13 protein-coding genes are annotated in these 16,064 nt (G+C 67.0%); 5 read left to right on the plus strand and 8 right to left on the minus strand.

Features of this window, described 5'->3' with window-relative positions:
- Positions 1 to 139 precede the first annotated feature (139 nt).
- Positions 140 to 2,695: a DNA mismatch repair protein MutS gene (gene mutS, locus SriyCCGPB3_RS06035; protein WP_228756477.1), complete on the minus strand. Its 2,556-nt coding sequence runs from the start codon at positions 2,693 to 2,695 to the stop codon at positions 140 to 142.
- A 371-nt stretch (positions 2,696 to 3,066) separates the two neighbouring features.
- Between mutS and SriyCCGPB3_RS06040 the strand changes: the two genes are divergently transcribed.
- Positions 3,067 to 4,329 carry an O-antigen ligase family protein gene (locus tag SriyCCGPB3_RS06040; RefSeq protein WP_228756481.1) on the plus strand — a complete coding sequence of 421 codons (1,263 nt, stop codon included), beginning with the start codon at positions 3,067 to 3,069 and terminating at the stop codon, positions 4,327 to 4,329.
- Positions 4,329 to 5,321: a glycosyltransferase gene (locus SriyCCGPB3_RS06045; RefSeq protein ID WP_153856847.1), complete on the plus strand. Its 993-nt coding sequence runs from the start codon at positions 4,329 to 4,331 to the stop codon at positions 5,319 to 5,321. The genes SriyCCGPB3_RS06040 and SriyCCGPB3_RS06045 overlap by 1 nt, the downstream gene beginning before the upstream one ends.
- 27 nt (positions 5,322 to 5,348) lie before the next feature.
- On the opposite strand, the gene SriyCCGPB3_RS06050 is transcribed toward SriyCCGPB3_RS06045, so the two are convergent.
- On the minus strand, positions 5,349 to 5,741 hold the full coding sequence (locus SriyCCGPB3_RS06050) for a barstar family protein (RefSeq protein WP_153856848.1): 393 nt from the start codon (positions 5,739 to 5,741) through the stop codon (positions 5,349 to 5,351).
- Positions 5,742 to 6,009: 268 nt separating this feature from the next.
- Here SriyCCGPB3_RS06050 and SriyCCGPB3_RS06055 point away from each other — a divergent pair, with 268 nt between their 5' ends.
- Both SriyCCGPB3_RS06055 and SriyCCGPB3_RS06060 read left to right on the plus strand, forming a co-directional pair.
- The gene (locus SriyCCGPB3_RS06055) at positions 6,010 to 8,232 is read left to right on the plus strand and encodes a methyl-accepting chemotaxis protein (protein WP_153856849.1); all 2,223 of its coding nucleotides are present in this window, start codon (positions 6,010 to 6,012) and stop codon (positions 8,230 to 8,232) included.
- A 166-nt stretch (positions 8,233 to 8,398) separates the two neighbouring features.
- On the plus strand, positions 8,399 to 8,767 hold the full coding sequence (locus SriyCCGPB3_RS06060; protein WP_110711644.1) for a glycine zipper 2TM domain-containing protein: 369 nt from the start codon (positions 8,399 to 8,401) through the stop codon (positions 8,765 to 8,767).
- Positions 8,768 to 8,887: 120 nt separating this feature from the next.
- Here SriyCCGPB3_RS06060 and SriyCCGPB3_RS06065 read toward each other — a convergent pair whose 3' ends face one another.
- The 5 genes from SriyCCGPB3_RS06065 to SriyCCGPB3_RS06085 form a co-directional block, all read right to left on the minus strand.
- Complete coding sequence (locus SriyCCGPB3_RS06065; protein WP_153856850.1) at positions 8,888 to 10,015, minus strand: ABC transporter permease; 1,128 nt, start codon at positions 10,013 to 10,015, stop codon at positions 8,888 to 8,890.
- Positions 10,012 to 11,199, minus strand: a complete 1,188-nt coding sequence (locus tag SriyCCGPB3_RS06070; protein WP_153856851.1) for an ABC transporter permease — start codon at positions 11,197 to 11,199, stop codon at positions 10,012 to 10,014. The genes SriyCCGPB3_RS06065 and SriyCCGPB3_RS06070 overlap by 4 nt, the downstream gene beginning before the upstream one ends.
- Positions 11,184 to 12,197: an HlyD family secretion protein gene (locus SriyCCGPB3_RS06075; RefSeq protein WP_153856852.1), complete on the minus strand. Its 1,014-nt coding sequence runs from the start codon at positions 12,195 to 12,197 to the stop codon at positions 11,184 to 11,186. The genes SriyCCGPB3_RS06070 and SriyCCGPB3_RS06075 overlap by 16 nt, the downstream gene beginning before the upstream one ends.
- Positions 12,190 to 13,590: a TolC family protein gene (locus SriyCCGPB3_RS06080; RefSeq protein ID WP_153856853.1), complete on the minus strand. Its 1,401-nt coding sequence runs from the start codon at positions 13,588 to 13,590 to the stop codon at positions 12,190 to 12,192. Before SriyCCGPB3_RS06080 ends, SriyCCGPB3_RS06075 begins: the two co-directional genes overlap by 8 nt.
- Before the next feature lie 78 nt (positions 13,591 to 13,668).
- The gene (locus SriyCCGPB3_RS06085; RefSeq protein WP_071228490.1) at positions 13,669 to 14,562 is read right to left on the minus strand and encodes a LysR family transcriptional regulator ArgP; all 894 of its coding nucleotides are present in this window, start codon (positions 14,560 to 14,562) and stop codon (positions 13,669 to 13,671) included.
- Between the two features lie 106 nt (positions 14,563 to 14,668).
- Here SriyCCGPB3_RS06085 and SriyCCGPB3_RS06090 point away from each other — a divergent pair, with 106 nt between their 5' ends.
- A complete protein-coding gene (locus SriyCCGPB3_RS06090) occupies positions 14,669 to 15,283 on the plus strand; it encodes a LysE/ArgO family amino acid transporter (RefSeq protein ID WP_153856854.1) in 615 nt (204 codons plus the stop codon).
- Here SriyCCGPB3_RS06090 and map read toward each other — a convergent pair.
- Positions 15,280 to 16,062, minus strand: coding sequence for a type I methionyl aminopeptidase (gene map, locus SriyCCGPB3_RS06095; RefSeq protein WP_324187374.1), 783 nt, complete (start codon positions 16,060 to 16,062; stop codon positions 15,280 to 15,282). The genes SriyCCGPB3_RS06090 and map overlap by 4 nt on opposite strands.
- Positions 16,063 to 16,064 lie beyond the last annotated feature (2 nt).

The following is a 16,064-nucleotide window of genomic DNA, read 5'->3' on the forward strand; positions in this document are numbered from 1 at the left end:
CTAGGGCCAGATGAAATGAATAATCGAATGATCCATTCAGGTTGATAGATTCTGTCAATTGAAACGCAGAATCGGATTTGCAGAGTCTTTCAACAGGCCTCCCGCAAGGTGGGCGGGAGGCCATGGGCGCGCGCTGCGGTTACAGCAGCGCCTTCAACCGGTACAGGGCTTCCAGTGCCTGCTTCGGCGTCAGTTCGTCCGGGTCGATCGCCGCCAGCGCATCCTGCGCCTTGCTGGCCGGTGCGCTGAACAGGCCGAACTGCTGCGGCGCATCCAGTGCCTGCGGCGCCAGCTCGGCGGCATGGCTCTCACCGCCGCGATGCTCCAGCTCGGCCAGACGACGACGTGCCTGTGCCACGGTGGCGCGCGGCAGGCCGGCCAGTGCGGCCACCTGCAGGCCGAAGCTGCGGTTGGCGGGGCCGTCCTTCACCGCGTGCATGAACACCAGCGCTTCACCGTGCTCGACGGCATCCAGGTGCACGTTGGCGATGCCGCTGCGGCCGCCCTCGTGCTGCTCGTCGGCCAGCGCGGTCAGCTCGAAGTAGTGGGTGGCGAACAGCGTGTAGCAGCGGTTCTGGTAGGCCAGGTGGCGGGCCACTGCATCGGCCAGCGCCAAGCCATCGTAGGTGGACGTGCCGCGGCCGATCTCATCCATCAGCACCAGCGAATGGGCGGTGGCGTGATGCAGGATGTAGCTGGTCTCGGCCATCTCGACCATGAAGGTCGACTGCCCGCGGGCAAGGTCGTCGCCGGCGCCGATGCGGGTCAGGATGCGGTCGATCGGGCCGATCAGCGCGCGGCTGGCCGGCACGAAGCTGCCGATGTGGGCCAGCAGCACGATCAGCGCGTTCTGCCGCATATAGGTCGATTTACCGCCCATGTTCGGGCCGGTGATGACCAGCATGCGCCGGTCCGCATGCAGATCCAGATCATTGGGTTCGAACGGCTGCTCGCGCACTGCTTCGACCACCGGGTGGCGGCCGCGCTCGATCTTCAGGCACGGCTCGGCCTGCAGCTCTGGGCGCGCCCAGTCCAGCGCCTGCGCGCGTTCGGCGAAGGCCGCCAGCACGTCCAGTTCGCTCAGCGCGGCGGCACACTGCTTCAGCGGTTCCAGCTGCCCGCCAAGGGTGTCCAGCAGCTGCTCGTACAGGTACTTCTCGCGCGACAGCGAGCGGTCACGCGCGGACAGCACCTTGTCCTCGAACGCCTTCAGTTCTTCGGTGATGTAGCGCTCGGCATTGGTCAGCGTCTGGCGGCGGGTGTAGTGCACCGGCGCGCGGTCGGACTGGCCCTTGCTGATTTCGATGTAGTAGCCGTGCACGCGGTTGTAGCCCACCTTCAGGGTGGGAATGCCGCTGCTCTCGCGCTCGCGCAGTTCCAGGTCGACCAGGAACTGGTCGGCATGGGTGGACAGGCGGCGCAGCTCGTCCAGCTCTTCATCGAAGCCATCGGCCAGCACGCCGCCATCGCTCAGCTTCAGCGGCGGCATCTCGGCGATGGCGCTGGCCAGCAGCTGCGCGCACTCGTCGTGTTCGCCCAGCGCCGCATGCAGCGTCTGCAGGCGCGGCGAATCCAGTGGTGCCAGCACCTCGCGCACGGCCGGCAGCAGGCCCAGGCCGTCGCGCAGGGTGGAGAAATCACGCGGGCGCGCCGAGCGCAGCGCGACGCGGGTGAGGATGCGTTCCAGGTCGCCGAGGCGGCGGAACTGTTCGCGGATGTCGGCGTCGCTGCCGCGATCGATGAGGGTTTCCACCGCATGGTGGCGCTGTACCAGTACCTCGCGCAGGCGCAGCGGGCGGTGCAGCCAGCGTCGCAGCAGGCGCCCGCCCATCGGCGTCACCGTGCTGTCGAGCACGCCCAGCAGGGTATTGCGGGTGTCGCCGTCGACGCGCGTGTCCAGTTCCAGGTGGCGACGGGTGGCGGCGTTCATCGCGATCGCCTCGCCGGCGGTTTCCATCGCGATCGAAGTCAGGTGCGGCAGGCGCTGCTTCTGGGTTTCCTCGACATAGCCAAGCAGGGCGCCGGCCGCAGCGGTGGCGCGCGGCTTGTCGTCGATGCCGAAGCCGCTCAGGTCGTGCAGCTTGAAGAAATTCAGCAGCTGGCGGCGGCCGCTGTCGGCGTCGAACAGCCACGGCGCGCGGCGACGTACGCCGGTGCGCTGGCGCAGGAACTCCGGCCAGTTCTCTTCATCGGGGACCAGCAGCTCGGCCGGTTCCAGCCGTGCCAGTTCGGCTTCCAGCGCGTCGTCGGTTTCCACCTCGTTGACCAGGAAGCGGCCGCCGGCCAGGTCGGCCCAGGCCAGGCCGTAGCCCTGCTTCGTGCGCGACAGGGCCATCAGCAGGGTGTCGCGGCGTTCGTCCAGCAGGGCTTCGTCGGTGACGGTGCCGGGGGTGACGATGCGCACCACCTTGCGCTCGACCAGGCCCTTGGCCAGCGCCGGGTCGCCGATCTGCTCGCAGATCGCCACCGATTCGCCCAGCGCCACCAGCCGTGCCAGGTAGCCTTCATAGGCATGTACCGGTACGCCGGCCATCGGGATCGGTGCGCCCCCGGAGCTGCCGCGCTGGGTCAGGGTGATGTCGAGCAGGCGCGCGGCCTTGCGGGCGTCGTCATAGAACAGCTCGTAGAAGTCACCCATGCGGAAGAACAGCAGCAGGTCCGGATAATCGGACTTGGCCGCGAAGAACTGCTTCATCAGCGGGGTGTGTTCCTTGGACGCCTTGGCGTTGCTGGTGTTGTCTTTTGTATCAGTCACTTGGGGCGTTTCGCGTCTTGGGCAGGGCGTCGGGGCGTGGCCATGCGGGCATGGCCGGGGGGACCGTTAGTGTAGCGATCTGGACCGATCGATGATCCCGGCCGGAAGCCCAGGGGCAAGCGCGGTTGCCCACGACTGTCCGTACGCCAACGCAGGCCCCCGTACACCTGCGGTTTGGTTGATTTCCACGGGACCCCACGGTAGTGTCAGCCCCGGCGATTTCCGCCAAACGGCCTCCATGGAAACCGGGGCGGCTCATTCCCTGGCGGGCGTTGATGGAAAGAGAAAGAACCAGCATGACTGCAGCCTGCATGGCCGCCGAACCCCGCTGCACCTGGCGTACCCTCCTGCTCAGCATCCTGGTCGCCATTGTCCCGCTTGCCGGATCCGCGCCGTACACCCTGTTGAAGGCGGTGGTACTGCTGGTGCTGCTGGTCACGGGGGTGGTGCTGATCCGCCGCCAGCCCGATGTCCGGCTGCGCTACCGCATCGCACGTTTCATCGTGATCGTCTGCTTCCTGCGCCTGGCCTATGCCTTCTACAGCATCGCCTGGCACGGCCTGCGCTGGAACGAGCTGGACCTGCCGGCGCAGACGCTGCTCTACCTGGGCACGGCGGCCGTATTCGCAACGGTGCTGGACTGGCGCCTGATCTGGAAGATCTTCGCGCTGTCCACCCTGGTCTTCGGCGGGTCGTGCATTGTCCAGCACCACGTGATGGGCCTTGAGCGCGCGCACGGTTTCAGTGGCGGAGAATGGACGGCCATCGAGTTCACCATGGTGACGCTGTGCATGGCGCTGTTCTCGGTCATTCGCCTGATCCAACCGAACGTGCATCCGGCCGAGCGCTGGCTGCATGGCATCGCCATTGCCGTAGGGGTGTACGGCTCGATCCTGGCACAGAGCCGGGGACCGATCCTGGCGTTCGTTCCGGCCATGCTGATGGTGATCGCCGTGCACGTGCGGCGCACCGGGCGCTGGCGCGGCGCGCTGGGCTTCGTCGTGGCGCTGGTCATCGGCGTGGTCGGTGCCACCACGGTGCTCAACCACCAGGTCATCCAGCGCTTTGGAGAGGTCAGTGGCGAGATCTCCGGTTTCAGCCAGGAAAACGAGGTGGGTTCGGTCCGCGAGCGCATCGCCATGTGGGGCGTGGCGATCGACGGATTCGCCGAGCACCCGGTGGCCGGCGTGGGCCTGAACCAGTTCGGCAACTATGCCCGCGAGGGCATCAGCCGCGGCGAGGTGTCCGATTCGATCTCCCGCTACAACCATCCGCACAATGAATATCTGGAAGCGGCGGTGACCGGTGGCGTGCCGTTGCTGGTGATCATGCTGCTGTTGTTCATCCTGCCGGGCTTCCATTTCGTGCGGCGTGTCGGCCATGCCGATGAAACCACGGCGATGATCGCCACCGCTGGGCTTGCCGTGGTCATCGTTTACGCACTGTCGGCGTTCACGGACAACGTGTTCTACCGGGCGATGCCGCATTCGTTCTATTTCTATCTTGTGCTGGGCTTCATGCTGGCCACCGCCCTGCCTGCGCGCGATGTGCGCAGGCAAGGGGGGGCCTGCTGATGGCGCATATCCATCTGCTTGCAGCCGACAACCAGCGTGGCCTGACCCACGACATCCAGGTGATCGAGCGTTCGCTGCAGCAGCTGGGCCACGAGGTGACCGTCAGCCGTCTGGACGCAGTGCGCAACGGTGGCGCGTGGAAACTCCGCGGGATGCGCCTGCGCAGGCTGCTGGCCTCATGGCTGAGCTTGGGGCGCACGCCGGCTCGTTTCGATATCAACATCTCGCTGGAGCATGTGCGGCCGGCGAGCTTCGGCCTGGCCAGGGTCAATCTGCTCATCCCGAATCCGGAATGGGTGTCCGCGCGCAGCCTGCGCATCCTGCCGCGCTTCGATGCGCTGCTGACCAAGACCGAAGACGCGACGCGCATCTTCAATGCGCTGGGCATGCGCGCGCTGGAAGTCGGTTTCTGCAGCCGCGACCGCTACGACCCAGCGGTGCCGCGCAAGCCCCGCAGCTTCCTGCACGCGGCGGGCAGCAGCCACATGAAGGGAACGGCGGCGCTGGTCAAGGTCTGGAAACGGCACCCCGAATGGCCGTTGTTGACCGTCCTGCGCGGCGGGCCTTCGGACGAGGAGGAGGGCGGTGCCGCGAACCTGCGCATCGTCCGTGAACGACTGCCCGACGAGGAGGTGCAACGCCTGCAGAACGAGCATGCGTTCCACTTGTGCCTGTCGCAGACGGAGGGTTGGGGCCACTACCTGGTGGAGGCGATGAGCTGTGCGGCGGTGGTGATCACCTGCGATGGCGCGCCGATGAACCAGATGATCGACGAAAGCCGCGGTCTTCTGGTCGCTGCCCATGAAGGCCCGCCGTGTCACTTGTCCAGGACCTGGCATGTGGATGAAGCAGCGCTGGAACAGGCTGTGGAGCGTGCCTTGGCGATGGACGAGGCTGAATGGCGCCGGCTGGGCGCCAATGCACGCGCGTGGCACCTGGCGACCGAGGTTGCGTTCCCTCTGCGCCTCAGCGAGGCCCTGGCCAAGGTCTGAGGCCAGCGTACCGTTGCCGCAGCGCGCTCAGGCCGGTATCAGGGTGATCTGCGGATGCCCACTGAAGATTTCCATCACGATCTCGAAGTAGGTCTGGCCACGGCCCTGCTCCAATGCTGCCAGCGTGTCGCGGATGGCCGCATGATTGAACCGGCCGGCCTGCTCAAGCTTTGCCTGCAGCCATGCCCGCGTGGTCTCGTAGCCCAGCGCCGCGCGGCTGTGCGCGATATCCCGCCACACCACCGTTGCGGCGGGATGACCGGCGAGCGCGCCATAGCCGCCCCACAGTAGATCATCCAGCGCGTCCAGGCTGGGCCCCAGTCGCCAGTCCTCGCTGGCCATGAATACACGGTTGATTTCCACGTACAGGCTGGCGATGTCGTTGATGGACGTGCCTTCGATGTGCAGGACAAGTGGCATGTGTCGACTCTGGATGAATCTGCCCGGTTGCGGCGGTTGCTGCATTCTGCAGGCCTTGCCCAGATTCATGGTGTAAAGGCGGCGTGATTTTCCTTGTGCGTCGGGATTTCAGTGGTGGAGAAAATCCGTGCGGCACCGCGATTAACTGCCGGATTTCATGCCTGTCTGCACAGTTCCATATATTTGGATCGTTCCATATATAAACTCCCATAAAGTTTCCCTGCGCTGCGCCGCCATCGAACGTACGGCCACGATCAAGGGAATTGAGATGCTTGCCTTACGTAATCTCCGTGTGGGATCCCGGCTTGGCGCCGGCTTCGGTCTGCTGCTGCTGTTCATCATGGCCATCATTGGCCTGGTGCTGTACGGAAATCACCTGAAATCCGCCCAGTTCGAGAAAGTGGTGGACGTCAACATGGTGAAGATGCGGCTGTTGAACGACATGCTGGATACCAACAATGCGGTGCTGATGCATCGGCGCCTGATGGTGATCAAGCGTGGCGAGGATTTCGACAGGGATTATCAGAAGGCGCAGGAGTTGTCGCAGACCTACGACGGCATCTGGGCCAAGTACATCAAGATTCCGCGCGATGCCACCGGCGATGCGCTGGTTGCGAAAATCGACGCGGCACGCAAGGCCACCGATGCCTCCACCCAGCATCTGCACGAGCGCATGAAGGCCGGTGATTTCGACGGCGCGGCCAAGGAACTGCTCGCCGAGCACGGGCTGGCAACCGCGTGGAACGAAGCCATCTCGAGCTTGCTGCGGCATCAGGAGACGCTGACCGCGCGCAGCCGCGAGGAGTACCGATCAACCGAGTCCTGGACCGGCACGTTGTCGATCGTGTTCGGTGTGATGAGCCTGTTGCTCGGTTCGCTGGCCGCCTGGGCGATCACCCGCAGCCTCACCCGCCCGCTGGAAGGGGCGGTGAAGTTGGCTGACGGCATCGCTGGTGGTCGCCTGGACAGTGTCATCGATGCCTCGGGCAACGATGAGGTGACCCAGCTGCTCAGGTCGATGCAGCGCATGCAGGCGCAGCTGCAGTCGGTCATGGCCGCGCAGGGGGAGCTGGCACGCCAGCACGATGCGGGCAGCCTCAGCTACCGCATGGACGAGAGCGCATTCCCCGGCGACTACGGACGCATGGTGCACGAGACGAATGCGCTGGTCGGTTCGCACGTGCAGGTACAGAACCGGCTGATCGAGGTGATGAAGCACTACGCCCGCGGCGATCTGTCGGTGGACATGGATCCGCTGCCCGGCGAGAAGGCGGCGATCACCCAGGCCATGGACGAGACCAAGTCCAGCCTGTCGGCGATCAACAGCGAGATCCGCCGGCTGGCAACCGCTGCAGCGGCCGGTGACTTCAGCCTGCGCGGCGATGAAGACCGCTTCGCCTACGATTTCCGCGACATGGTGGCCGGGCTCAATCGCCTGATGAAGACCACCGACGAGAACCTGGTGCAGGTGTCGACCCTGCTGCAGGCGATCTCGCGCGGCGACCTGACCGTACGCATGCAGGGTGACTTCCACGGCGTGTTCGCCCGCATGCGTGATGACTGCAATGCCACCGTCGATCAGCTCAAGCAGATCGTCGGCCGCATCCAGTCCAGCGCCTCCAGCATCAATCTGGCCGCAGGTGAAATTGCTTCGGGCAACACCGACCTGTCGCGGCGTACCGAACAGCAGGCGGCGAACCTGGAAGAAACGGCGGCATCGATGGAGGAGCTGACCTCCACCGTGAAGCAGAATGCCGAGCATGCACGGCAGGCCAACCAATTGGCCATCGGCGCGCACGGTGTTGCGTCCCAGGGCGGTGAAGTGGTGGGCCAGGTGGTGACCACGATGTCGGCCATCGAGGCCTCGTCGAAGAAGATCGCCGAGATCATTTCGGTCATCGACGGCATCGCCTTCCAGACCAACATCCTGGCATTGAACGCGGCGGTCGAAGCTGCGCGTGCCGGGGAACAGGGCAGGGGCTTCGCAGTGGTGGCCAGCGAAGTGCGTACGCTGGCGCAGCGCTCGGCGGGTGCGGCCAAGGAGATCAAGGGGCTGATCGAGGATTCGGTCGGCAAGGTCGCCGATGGCTCGGCGCTGGTCCGCCAGGCGGGCACCACGATGGGCGAGATCGTGGCCTCGGTGCAGCGCGTGACTGACATCATGGCCGACATCTCCGCCGCTTCGCAGGAACAGAGTTCGGGTATCGAGCAGGTCAACCAGGCGGTGGTGCAGATGGACGAGACCACTCAGCAGAATGCGGCGCTGGTGGAAGAAGCCAGCGCGGCGGCACGTTCGATGGAAGAGCAGGCCAACCTGCTGGCCGAGGCGGTATCGGTGTTCCGCACAGGCGCCGCCACGGCAGCGGCAGTGGTACGCCCTGCGTTGGCAGCGGTGGCTGCGACGGTCACCCCGGTGCGTCGGCCCGCTGCGCTTTCACCCCGCATCGAACCGACACTGGCGGCCAACGCCGGGGGCTGGGAAGAGTTCTAGCAAGGCAGCACGCCGGTAGGGAGACGGCGCCCATCACGATGGCTGGTCGTGATGGGCGCGGATTTTCTTCCTGAACGCGCGATGGCCGATGAGGCGGCGGACACGCGTATTTCACTTCCGGTTGCCAACCGCGGGAGGACACTTGCGCCATACCGGAACGCAGGAGATGGCCATGAAGACCTCGACCCGATTGCTTGTGCTGGGCACGCTGCTGGCGGCTACGTCGGTGGCCGGTGCGCAGACCTACGGGCCGCGCGATGAAGGACGCCGATTCAACGATGGCAGCCGCGTGGTCTGCAAGAACGTGGAAGTGCAGCGCAACTCGCGCGATCCCAATCGCATTGCCGGTACTGCCACCGGCGCGGTGATCGGCGGCCTGCTGGGCAACCAGGTGGGCGGCGGCAATGGCAAGAAACTGGCTACCGTGGCCGGCGCCGTCGCCGGTGGTGCAGCCGGTCGCCAGATCCAGGGCAACAGCCAGCAGAAGAACGGCGACCGCGTGGTGGAACGCCGCTGCGAGCGCGTCTACCGCTGATTGACCGACCTGGTTGGCCCTTCCACGATGCAGTATCCGAACGCCGGCCTCGCGCCGGCGTTCTTCGTTGCAGGAAAAGGGGACGGAGGGGATTAAGTCGTAATTCCCCAAACCGGCCGCTTACGACTTAATCCCCTCCGTCCCCTTTTTTGCGAGGAGGCGCCAGCTGGCAAGGCTGCCGTAGAGCACAAGCAGGACGGTGAGGGTGATCAGTTCGTGGCTGACTTCGGCCAGGCTGGCGTCCATCTGGTTCAGGCGCACCATCAGGTTGATGCCCGAGGTGGTCGGCAACAGCTGCGCCAGCCAGACCAGCGGTTGTGGCGTCATCGCTGCCGGCCACGACAGGTTGGCCAGGAAGAACAGCGGGATCGAGGTGGCGATGATGTACTGGAAGGCGCGTTCGCGGGTGCGGAAAAAGCTGCCGACGAACAGCCCGAAGGCCACGGTGGCGGCGATGAACAAGGTGCCGCCCAGCAGCTGGCCCAGCGGATTGCCGCCGCGCGGGTAGTCCTGCACCCAGGCGGTGAAACCGGCGTAGTAGAACAGGCCGAACAGGCCGATCAGGCCGAAGCCCAGTGCCATGCCAGCCAGGGTCGGCAGGTCGAAGCGCAGGCGCCGGCCGAGTGCGAGACGACGGCCACCGAGCAGGACGCCGATGCCCATCAGCAGGGTCTGGTGCACGATCAGCTCGGCCACTCCCGGCACGATGGCGCTGCCGTAGCCTTCCTGGGTGTTGTACAGCGGGCGCTGCACCAGCGTGACCGGTGGTGCCTGCGGTGCGCCCATGAAGGCGGCCTGGCCGACCACGGCATCACGTCCGAACGCGCCCAGTGCATCGGCCACGCTGCCCAGCACCCAACTGGCACGGCCCAGGTAGGCGCCGTTGCCCAGCAGCACCAGCTTGGCCGGATGGCCGCGCAGGATGTCGCGCTCCAGGTTGGCCGGGATCAGCACGATGCCTTCGGCGTGGCCGGCTTCCAGCTGCTGGCGCGCGCTGTCGATGTCTGCCGGTTGTCCGACCACGCGCGCAACACGGAGTGCATCGAGCTTGCGCAGCAGCTCGCGGCTGGTCGCGCTGTGGTCTTCATCCACCACCAGCACCGGCAGGTTGCCGGCCACCTGGTGGCGATACGCGGCCGGGTAGAAGAACGAGTACAGGATTACCGCGCCGACCATCACCACGATCGCATAGCGGTCGCACAGCACCGCCATCAGGGTCTGCCGCAGGCTGCGCCAGAGTGCGCTCATGCGTCGGCCCCTGCGGGATGTGCGGCGGCAGGCGTGCGCGCAAAGGCGATCAGGCGCAGTCCACCGATGCCGCCGGCCACCACTGACATCAGCAGCAGCGTGGCCAGCGGCCATGCCGAAACCTGCAGCGGCGAACCGATGAACTGCTGCTGGGTCTGCAGCTTGATGTAGGCGCTGAGCGGCAGCAGCTGATGCCAGATGCGGGTGAACAGGGGGCCATCCAGCACCGGGAAGGTGGCGCTGGAGAACGCCAGTGCGGTGCCGATGCTGAGGCCGACCGCGGACAACGCGGTGCCCATGTCGCGGGTGACGCCGACGAAGAACAGCGCGTAGGCGGCGGTGGCCAGATAGAACAGGGGTTGTGCGAGCAGCAGCAGGAGCACGCTGCCCGCCACACCATCGCCGCGCAGCCAGGCCAGGTAACCGATGCCGAGCGCGCCATACAGCGAGAACAGCAGGCTGTACGGCGCGACCTTGCCGGCAATCGCAGCCCACGGCGTGCGGCCCAGCCAGGCGGGCAGGGTGCCGTCGCGGATTTCGCGGCCGAGGCTGCCGGCCACCGCAAGTGCCAGCACCAGCGACAGCACCGCCGGGAAGATCAGCGGCAGCAGGAACAGCTCGTAGCTGCGCGCTGGGTTGTACAGGATGTCCGACTGCACCGCGATCGGTGCCGCACGCAGCTTGCCCGGGCCGACCTGCAGGCCGATGCGGTCGCGCAGCAGGCGCGCGTTCCAGGCCGAGACCGCGTCGCCGATATCGCGCGCCGCGGACTGGCCGGTGGTCATGTAGGTGGCGTTGTAATAGGCGAACACGGTGCCCTGGCGTCCACGCAATGCCTGCCGGGTGACATCGCGCGGCACCAGTACGATGGCGAACACATCCAGCCGACGCAGCTGCGAACGTGCGTCTTCCAGGTCCACCGGCTGGCTGGCGATGCGCACGCCGGGGCTGGCATCGAGCATGCGCAGCAGCAGGCGGCTGTCGCTGCTGTGGTCGAGGTCGACCACGGCGATCGGGATATCGCGCATCACCGAGGGGGTGAACATCCACGCCATCACGGCCAGCATCAGCAGGGGCAGCAGGGTGACCAGCAGCAGGTCGGCGCGGTTGCCGCGCAGTGACCGCAGCTCGCGCCGCCAGCTGACGGCGAAGCCGCTGCTGTCGGGGCTCAGTGCTGGGGCCATGCGAACAGCACGCTCATGCCGGGGCGGAAGCCCTCGATGCGGCGTACCGGGCGCACCCGCACCTCGAAGCTGCGGACGTCGTAGCCGGACGACTGGCGGGTGGTCCGCCAGGTCGCATAGTCACCGGCCGGATTGATGAAATAGACCTCGAACTCGCCTTCCTGGCCAAGCGCCGGCACGCTGCCCCGCAGCTTGCTGCCGACCTTCAGGCCCTGCATCTGCGATTCGCGCAGGTTCATCGCCACCCACATGCGGTCGATGTCGACCAGGGTGAACACCGGATAGCCCGCTGGCACCAGTTCGCCCGGGTCGGCCATGCGCTTGTTGATCTCGCCGGCCACCGGCGCGCGCCCTTCCACTTCGACACGCGCGGCGTTGACTTCGGCCACCGCCCCCTCTGCCTGTTGCACCTGGCCCTGCGCAGCACGCTTGTCCTGCTCGCGCGCGCCGGCCAACGCCATGTCGTACTGCGCGCGGGCGGCACGGGCCAGTTCACGCGAACTGGTGGCCTGGGCATGCGCTTCATCGCGCTTCTGCCGGGTCATCACCCCTTCGTTGAACAGGTTCTGCACGCGCTGGTAGGTGGCTTCGGCCAGCGTCGCACCGGCTTCGGCCCGCTTCCAGTTGGCTTCGGCGGCGCGGATGTCTTCGCTGCGCGCGCCTTCGTCGGCCTTGTCGGCCACCGCCTGTGCGGCGGCCAATGCGCCGTGCGCCTGCTGTTCCTTGGCGGCCACTTCCGGGCTGTCGAGCAGGAACAGCACCTGCCCGGGCTGCACGCGGTCACCCTCGCGTACCTTCAGCTCGGCCACGCGCGCGGTGATCTTGGCGGCCACGTTGATCGTGTCCGCATCGGCCATGCCCTGGATCTGGTCGCCTGGGTTGCGCCAGGCCAGCCACAGGCCCAGCACCACCACGACCAGCAGCACCACTATCAGGATCGGTCCCAACCGGCGCTTGCCCGGGGGCGTCGTCGCATCGTCGTGCAGCACATCACTCATGGTCGATCACCTCGTCCGCACGCCGCCGGAACTCTTCGAAACGGTCCATCTGTCCACTGACCTCCAGCAATTGTGCCAGCGCAATATCGTATTGGTAGGCGGCCTGTGCGCGCTCGACGCGGGCGCCACCGAGGCCGAGCCGCGCGTCGATCACATCCAGCGAGGTGGCCTGGCCTTCGCGGAACGCCAGCTCCTGCAGGCGCAGGTTTTCCTGTGCCTGGGCAATGCTGCTGTCGAGCAGCACGTACTGCTGGCGCGCGGTTTCCAGTTCGTTCCAGGCCTTGCGCACGCCCAGCGCGACCTGGTTCTCGGCCTCGCGCAGGCCCGCTTCGGCCTGGTCCTGCTGCGCACGCGCGGCGCTGATCTGCGCCGGCCGCGAATTCGGCGACAGGAAGGTGTACTTCAGGCCGATGCCAAACGCCCAGTCCGGATCGGTCAGCATTTCGTCGCGGCGGCGGAAGTCGTATTGGCCGAAGGCGAAGATCTGCGGTTTCAGCTTGGCCTGCTGCACGCGCACGCCCTGTTCGGCCTGCGCCACCATCGCCCGCAGGCGTGCGATCTGCGGCTGGCGTGCCTGCGCGGTGCGCTCGAAGCTGGCCACCGGTTCCAGCGGCACGCGCTGCACGAACAGCGGCGACACCGGCTGTACCTCGCCACCACTGCGCAGCAGCGTGGCCAGTGCGGCCTTCAGCGTGGCCAGGTCGTTCACTGTCTTCTGGTATTCGCGCTCGGCCTTGTCGCGGGCCACGGTGGCCTGCAGGCGCTGCGCGCGGGTGGCGAAGCCCTCGCGTTCCAGTTTCTCTGCGTCGGACAGGTGGCGGTTGAGGCCATCGCGCACGTCGCGGCGCACGTCCACCGCCTGCTCGGCCAGGCGCTGGCCGAAATAGGCCTGGGCCAGCTGCACGGTCAACGATTGGCGCTGTGCTTCGCGCTCGGCACTGGCCTGTTCGTGGGCGGCGCTGGCCGCACGTTGCGCGGCCGGAATCACACCGCCGGTGTACAGCGGCAGCACCGCGGTCACCACCGGGCGGGTACGCCAGTCGCGTTCGGTGAACGACAGCGGCGAGTCGATGCCATAGGCCTCGGCCACCGGTGCCAGCGAACCCAGTGGCAGGGTGAGGGTCTTCTGGAACTGCAGTCGGCGCACTTCGCCGGTGATCTCCGGCAGGCGCAGCAGGCGGGTGGCGTCCTGCAGGTCCTGCTTGTTGCGCACCGCTGCATCAGCGGCGGCCAGTGCATCGGAGACCTGCTCCAGGCGCTGCCGTGCCTGTTCCCAGTCCAATGCGGGTGCATCGGTGAGACTCTGCGCCGGCACAGCCAGTGGCAGGCAGGCTGCCAGCGCCAGCGCGGTCTTCGCGCCGTGCATCCTTGTACGTCGGCCGATCACGCCCATGCCGTCCCAATGGTGAAGAAGTGCGCAAACGGTAGTGCGCGCGGCGTGAAGCCCGGGTCTGCGGTCATCGGTTTGTCCTCAACGAAGGGTGCCGCTGGCCGCAGTGCGCAGCGCCTGGGTGATGTGCTGCAGCGTGCTTGAACGTACGGCGGCATGCTGCCAGTACAGCGGCACGTCGAGCCAGCGGCGGGGTTCCAGTACCACCACGCGGCCGGCGCGCACGGCGGGCGCGACCAGGGTTTCCGGGGCCATGCCCCAGCCGAGTCCGCACGCGGCGGCTTCGACGAAACCGGTGGAGGAGGGCAGGTAGTGTAGCGGCGGCTGCAGCCGCGCGCGGGTCAGGCGCCGCACGAAGCGCCACTGCAGTTCATCCTTGCGGTTGAACACCAGCATCGGCGCGCGCGCCAGGGCCGCGGCCTGCATGCCATCGCTGAAGTACTGGCGGGCGAAGCCGGGCGAGGCGATGGCGTGGTAGCGCATCGCGCCGAGCGGGTGCACGTTGCAACCCTTCACCGGCTGGCTTTCGGCAGTGACTGCGCCGAGCACGCTGCCATCGCGCAGCAGCTGCAGGGTATGGTCCTGGTCGTCCATGCGCAGGTCGAACAGGTAGCCATGGCGCTGGTGCAGGTCGGCGATGGCCGGCACGAACCAGGTATCGAGCGAGTCGTCGTTGACCGCCAGCGGGATCGGCGTGCGCGCAGCGTCGCTGCCACGCTCGGGCAGCAGCTCGGCCAATGCCTCGGCCTCCAGCGCCTGCATCGGCCGGACCCGGCGCAGCAGCGCTTCGCCTGCGGCGGTGGGGCGGCACGGTGCCTGACGTACCACCAGTACCTGGCCGAGCCTGTCCTCCAGCGCCTTGATCCGTTGCGACAGGGCCGACGGGCTGATCGACAGGCGGCGTGCCGCGGCCTCGAAGCTGCCTTCTTCCAGCACCGCGGCAAACGCGGCCAGTTGCGGATGTACCAGATCCATGCCGGTGCCTCTTCAGTTTTCCTGCACAGGATAAAGAAAAATCAGATTGTCTAAACAGGGTCGGCGGCCGCACCCTGCGCGTCCCCTCGCTGCCTGGCCTGTCCTGATGTGGATCGCCGCTACCGCCGCCGGCCTGTTCGCAGGTGCCGGCCTGATCATCGCCATCGGCGCGCAGAACGCCTTCGTGCTGCGCCAAGGCCTGCAGCAGCGCCATGTGGGCAGGGTGGTGCTGGCCTGTGCCGGCGCGGACATCGTGCTGATCCTGGCCGGCGTCGGTGGCATGGGCGCGCTGGTGCTGCAGTGGCCGCTGCTGCTGCAGGTGCTGCGCTTCGGTGGCGCGGCCTTCCTGCTCTGGTATGGCCTGCAGGCGGGGCTGCGCGCATGGCGCGGTGGCAGCGCGCTGGCCGCCGCCGAGGCGCAGGGCGGCAGCGGACGGCAGGTACTGCTGACCTGCCTGGCCTTCACCCTGCTCAACCCGCATGTCTATCTGGATACCGTGGTGCTGTTGGGCAGCCTGTCCACGCGTTACCCGGGCGAACTGCGCTGGGCCTTCGCCGCCGGTGCCTGCGCTGCCAGCGTGGCCTGGTTCTGCACGCTGGGCTATGGCGCGCGCCTGTTGCAGCCAGTGTTCCGCAGGCCGGGTGCCTGGCGGATACTGGATGCAGGCGTGGCGATCTTCATGCTCTGCCTCGCCACGCTGCTGCTGTTGCGTCCGCTCTAGGCCGCATCCACCGCGCACAACGGCGTTTCGCCGGGGCGCAGGGTCAATACGCGCACGCCGCTGCGGGTAACCGCCACGGTGTGCTCGAACTGCGCCGACAGCTTGCCGTCGCGGGTGTAGACCGGCCATTCGTCCGGCTGCTGGCGGATGGCCGGCTTGCCCTGGTTGAGCATCGGCTCGATGGTGAACACCATGCCTTCTTCCAGCACCATGCCGGTGTTGGGATGGCCGTAGTGCAGGATCTGCGGTTCCTCGTGCATCTCCTGGCCGATGCCGTGGCCGCAGTACTCCTTCACCACGCTGTAGCCGTGGCTGCGCGCGTGGCGGGCGATGGCGTGGCCGATGTCACCCAGGCGCGCGCCGGGGCGGACCGCAGCGATGCCCTTCCACATCGCCTGGTAGGCGGTCTGCACCAGCCTGCGCGCGGCGTAGTCGACCTCGCCCACCAGGTAGGTGGTGCTGGAGTCGGCGATGTAGCCGTTCTTCTCCAGGGTGATGTCGAGGTTGACGATCTGGCCGTTGCGCAGCACGTCGGTGGTGCTGGGTACGCCGTGGCAGATCACGTTGTCGATCGAGGTATTGAGCACGTAGGGGAAGCCGTACTGGCCCTTGCTGGCCGGCCTCGCCTGCAGTTCATCGACGATCATGCGTTCGACGAAATCGTTGATCTCCATGGTGCTGCGGCCCTGCAGCGGCAGCCGGTCGAGCGCGGCGAACACCTGCGCCAGCAGGCGGCCCGATTCGGCCATCAGCGCGATCTCGTCGGGGCGCTTGATGATCG

Origin of the sequence: Stenotrophomonas riyadhensis, assembly GCF_040256885.1 — a bacterium.
GTDB lineage: Bacteria > Pseudomonadota > Gammaproteobacteria > Xanthomonadales > Xanthomonadaceae > Stenotrophomonas > Stenotrophomonas riyadhensis.